This is a genomic window from Corallococcus sp. CA053C (genome assembly GCF_003611675.1).
Taxonomy (GTDB): Bacteria; Myxococcota; Myxococcia; order Myxococcales; family Myxococcaceae; genus Corallococcus.
In genome coordinates, this window is record NZ_RAWA01000644.1 from 1 (window position 1) to 3,347 (window position 3,347).

At 70.9% G+C, this 3,347-nt stretch carries 5 protein-coding genes and 1 pseudogene; 2 read left to right on the forward strand and 4 right to left on the reverse strand.

All coding sequences use genetic code 11. The features are described from left to right. The first annotated feature begins 35 nt into the window (after positions 1-35). Positions 36-311, forward strand: coding sequence for a hypothetical protein (locus D7V97_RS41475; protein WP_120538309.1), 276 nt, complete (start codon positions 36-38; stop codon positions 309-311). 84 nt (positions 312-395) lie between these two features. Further along, positions 396-1,133 (forward strand): PHP domain-containing protein, encoded by a 738-nt coding sequence (locus D7V97_RS41480; protein WP_120616058.1) that lies wholly within the window; start codon positions 396-398, stop codon positions 1,131-1,133. 26 nt (positions 1,134-1,159) lie between these two features. Here the strand turns inward: D7V97_RS41480 and D7V97_RS41485 are convergent, their stop codons facing one another. The 4 genes and pseudogenes from D7V97_RS41485 to D7V97_RS41500 all read right to left on the reverse strand — a co-directional run. Continuing rightward, on the reverse strand, positions 1,160-1,924 hold the full coding sequence (locus D7V97_RS41485) for a hypothetical protein (RefSeq protein ID WP_120616059.1): 765 nt from the start codon (positions 1,922-1,924) through the stop codon (positions 1,160-1,162). A gap of 53 nt (positions 1,925-1,977) precedes the next feature. Beyond that, on the reverse strand, positions 1,978-2,181 hold the full coding sequence (locus D7V97_RS41490) for a hypothetical protein (protein WP_120616060.1): 204 nt from the start codon (positions 2,179-2,181) through the stop codon (positions 1,978-1,980). 48 nt (positions 2,182-2,229) lie between these two features. Continuing rightward, positions 2,230-2,565, reverse strand: coding sequence for an FmdB family zinc ribbon protein (locus tag D7V97_RS41495; RefSeq protein WP_120616061.1), 336 nt, complete (start codon positions 2,563-2,565; stop codon positions 2,230-2,232). Between the two features lie 17 nt (positions 2,566-2,582). Further along, positions 2,583-3,347 (reverse strand): annotated as a pseudogene (locus tag D7V97_RS41500) (hypothetical protein); the annotation flags it as partial.

A 3,347-nucleotide genomic window follows, 5' to 3' on the forward strand; every position in this document is an offset into this window, starting at 1 on the left:
CCCTAGGGCATGGGCGGGCAAAAGGGGGCAGGACCGTGGACATGAAGACGAAGAAGGACCTCGCGGTGGATTTCATCAACACCATCCGCACCATGGAGCCGAGCGCTCTGAACGCCCTCATCGTGAAAGAGGCGGGCGAAGAGCTGGCGCAGTTCTTCCTGAACTACAGCGCCAACCTCATCTCCAAGGATCCTTCCCGGGTGCTGGAGAACACCTCGTCGCTGATGCTGATGGGCTACCTCATCCGCACCTACGAGGAGAAGAACACCCAGGCCAAGCAGGGCAACTTCCAGTCCTACGCCTTCGCCTGAGGGACGGGTGCCTTCGCGGCCGCCTTCCCGGGCCTTCGCGCAGGCTCGACAGGCCCTGGGAGGCCTGTTAGGCACGCGTCGCCCATGCTCATCGACCTACACGCCCATTCCCACCTGTCCAAGGGGTGCGACCTGGAGCCGCGCGCCGTGCTGGAGCGGGCGGCGCTGTTCGGCCTGGACGCGGTCGCGTTCACGGAGACCAACACCCAGGACGGCTGCGACGAGCTCTTCGAGATCGGCGCCAAGGCCAAGGTGAAGGTGTTCGTCGGGCTGGAGCTCGTCACGGACCGCGGCCAGTACCTGTGCTTCTTCCCGAAGCCGGAGCTGGCGCCGGAGCCCGTGCAGCTGTGGGGCAGCAACCGGGAGAAGCCGTGGAGCGCGGCGGAGTGCCTGCCCAAGGTGAAGGCCCTGGGCGCGGCCATCGTCGCGGCGCGGCCTTTTGACCGGGACGTGCCCAATCCCGCCATGGAGTACGTGCGCTCGCTGTCGGGCGTGCTGTGCGCCGTGGAGGGCTACAACGCCAAGGTGAAGCAGACCGCCAACGACCTGGCCGTGGAGGCCGCGGACGTGCTCAAGCTGCCCTGCGTGGGCGGCAGCGACGCGCGCGGCTCCCTGGACGAGATGGGCCGGGGCGCCACCTTCTTCAAGCGCGACGTGCTCACCCAGGCGCAGCTCGTGGAAGAGCTCTTCAAGGGCGACTACTGGCCGGTGATGGCCGGCGAGCTGCCCCGCCTCACCCGTCCCGGCGAGGCCCAGGCCCAGCGCAAGGGCGGCGGTGGCGGCGGCGGCAAGAAGCAGCACCGCCGCGGCGGCCGTCGCTAGGCGTCTTCAAAGCCCCGGCAAGTCCCTCAGGGCAGGACGGCGGCGCCCGCTTCCTCGGCGCGCACCAGGCGGCCGTCGGTGAGGAACGCCTTGCGGCGCTCCCCGGCGTAGCGCCACTCCTCGTTCTTCGCCGTGCCCTCCAGCGTGCGGCGCACCGTCTCCGGCGGGCCCCACGCCATGCGCACCGCGTCCGCGGGCATGTCCGCCACCAGCTTCTTGGTGCGCACGGCCTCCTTCACCGCGGCGCTGAAGCCGTCCAGCTGATCCTTCAGCGAGTGCGGCGACAGCGTCTTCTCCAGCTCCGTGCGGAAGTCGAGCGGCCGGTCCAGGTTGGGCGGGAGCACCAGCACCACCTGTTCGCCCGGCGGCGCGCCCTCCACCGTCAGGTACACCCAGGGCCAGGAGCGCGGGGTGTAGAGGAGCCGCTCGGTGACGACCCACGCGGTGGGGAACTCCACCTTCGTGATCCGCACGCGCGCGCCCGCGGGCACCGTGGCCTGGATGGCGCCGGGGCTGATGGGCTTGCCGCTGGTGTCGTCCAGCAGCCGCACGTCCTCGGGCGGGTAGGGCGTCAGGAGCCGCTTGGAGCCGTCGCCGAAGAAGGGCGTCAGGTACGCGGACACGCGCAGGTATTGATCCGCGTCCGGACCGGTGAGGGCGCGGTCCAACGAGGCGCGATCCTCGGGGGACATGCGGGTGGCGGACGCGCAGCCGGTGCCAACGCTGGCACAAACGACGGCCAGCAGCGGCACCAGGAGGAGGGACGACGGACGGGAGGAGGAAGGCGACATGGCACCTGGACGCGCGCGGGATGGAACGCGCGCGGAACGGGTGCTTGCTTAGCCTAGCGGATGGCCTGCGTCAGCGCCGGCGTGTCCGCCGAGGCGAGCTTGCCGTTGCGGCAGCCGCGCTGCGCGGGACACACCGGGCCCCGGCCGTGAGGGTCGGCCACCAGGAGGAACCGCCCCTGCCCCCGCGCATCCGTCAGCTCCGGATGACCGCACAGCGCGCAGTGGCGGGGAGGACGCTTCGAGGGCGGGAAGGGCACGACACGAAGTGTGCGCCCAGCCCGGCCCCCCAGCGAATTTTCAGCCTGCTACGACTTGTCGCCGGACGCGGACGACGTGCCGCCGGAGGCCGCCGCCGGTGCGCTGGTGCTCGCCGCGGGCGTGCTGCTGGCCGGCGCGGCGGTGCTCGTTGACGCCGCGGGCGTGGAGGACGACGAAGCGCCTCCGCCGTCCTTCTTGGTGGAGCCGTAGAGGTCCGAGTACCAGCCACCGCCCTTGAGGTGGAAGCTGGAGCGGCTGACCTGCTTGGTCAGCGTCCCCGGGGCGCCGCACGCGGTGCACGCGGCGGGAGCGGGGTCGGACATCTTCTGCAACACGTCGATGGTCTTTCCACAGGCCGAGCAGCCGTACTCGTAGATGGGCATGGGGTGGGTACCTCGTCTCAGGGCGAAGGGGGCAGGGTCTGGGAGGAGAGCTGCTTGCGCAGGGACTCCGCCAGCCCCAGGCGCTCGAAGGCGCGGGTGACCAGCTCCGCGGGCGCGCCGTGTTTACGACCCACGGCGTTGGCCAGCGAGTGGAGATCAGTGGCGTCCGACATCGAATCCTTCACCAGCCGCTCCAGCTCCTTGCGGAGCGAGTCGGTGAACTTCTTCTGGATGCCCAGGTCCGCCAGGTACTTGTCCCGGCCGAGCAGATCCAGCCGGTGGGTGAGATGGGAGTTGGTCAGCACCTCGGAGCGGAACCGCTCGCGCAGGTTCTCCACTTCCCCGGAGAGGTGGAGCGCGTGCGTCAGCCGCTGCAGCTCGCTGGGGCTCAGGCCCAGCGCCCAGCCCACGCGGCCGGTGGCGCCACGCTGCGCGGCGTAGGCGGTCAGGAGGTTGTTGCGCTCCCGCTCCTCCAGCACCTCCATGATGCCGTGCTGGCGCAGCGCGTTCTCCATGTCCACCTGGGTCAGCTCGCCGCGCGGGCCGTTGTAGCGGTGCTCCAGCGTGCGCAGGAGCGAGTAGCGGTGCTCCGTGGCCTCGATGGCCTCCTCCAGCGTGGCCTTGCCCTCGGCGCGCGTCAGTTCGAAGAACGACAGTCGCTGGGCCTCCACGCGGGTGAAGCGGCCGCGGGGGCGGGGCAGCTCGCGCTTGATGAAGCGCGGGGCGTCCTCGTCGTCCGGGGGCAGGGTGCCCGGGGCGCTCGCGGACACCGGAGCCTGGGG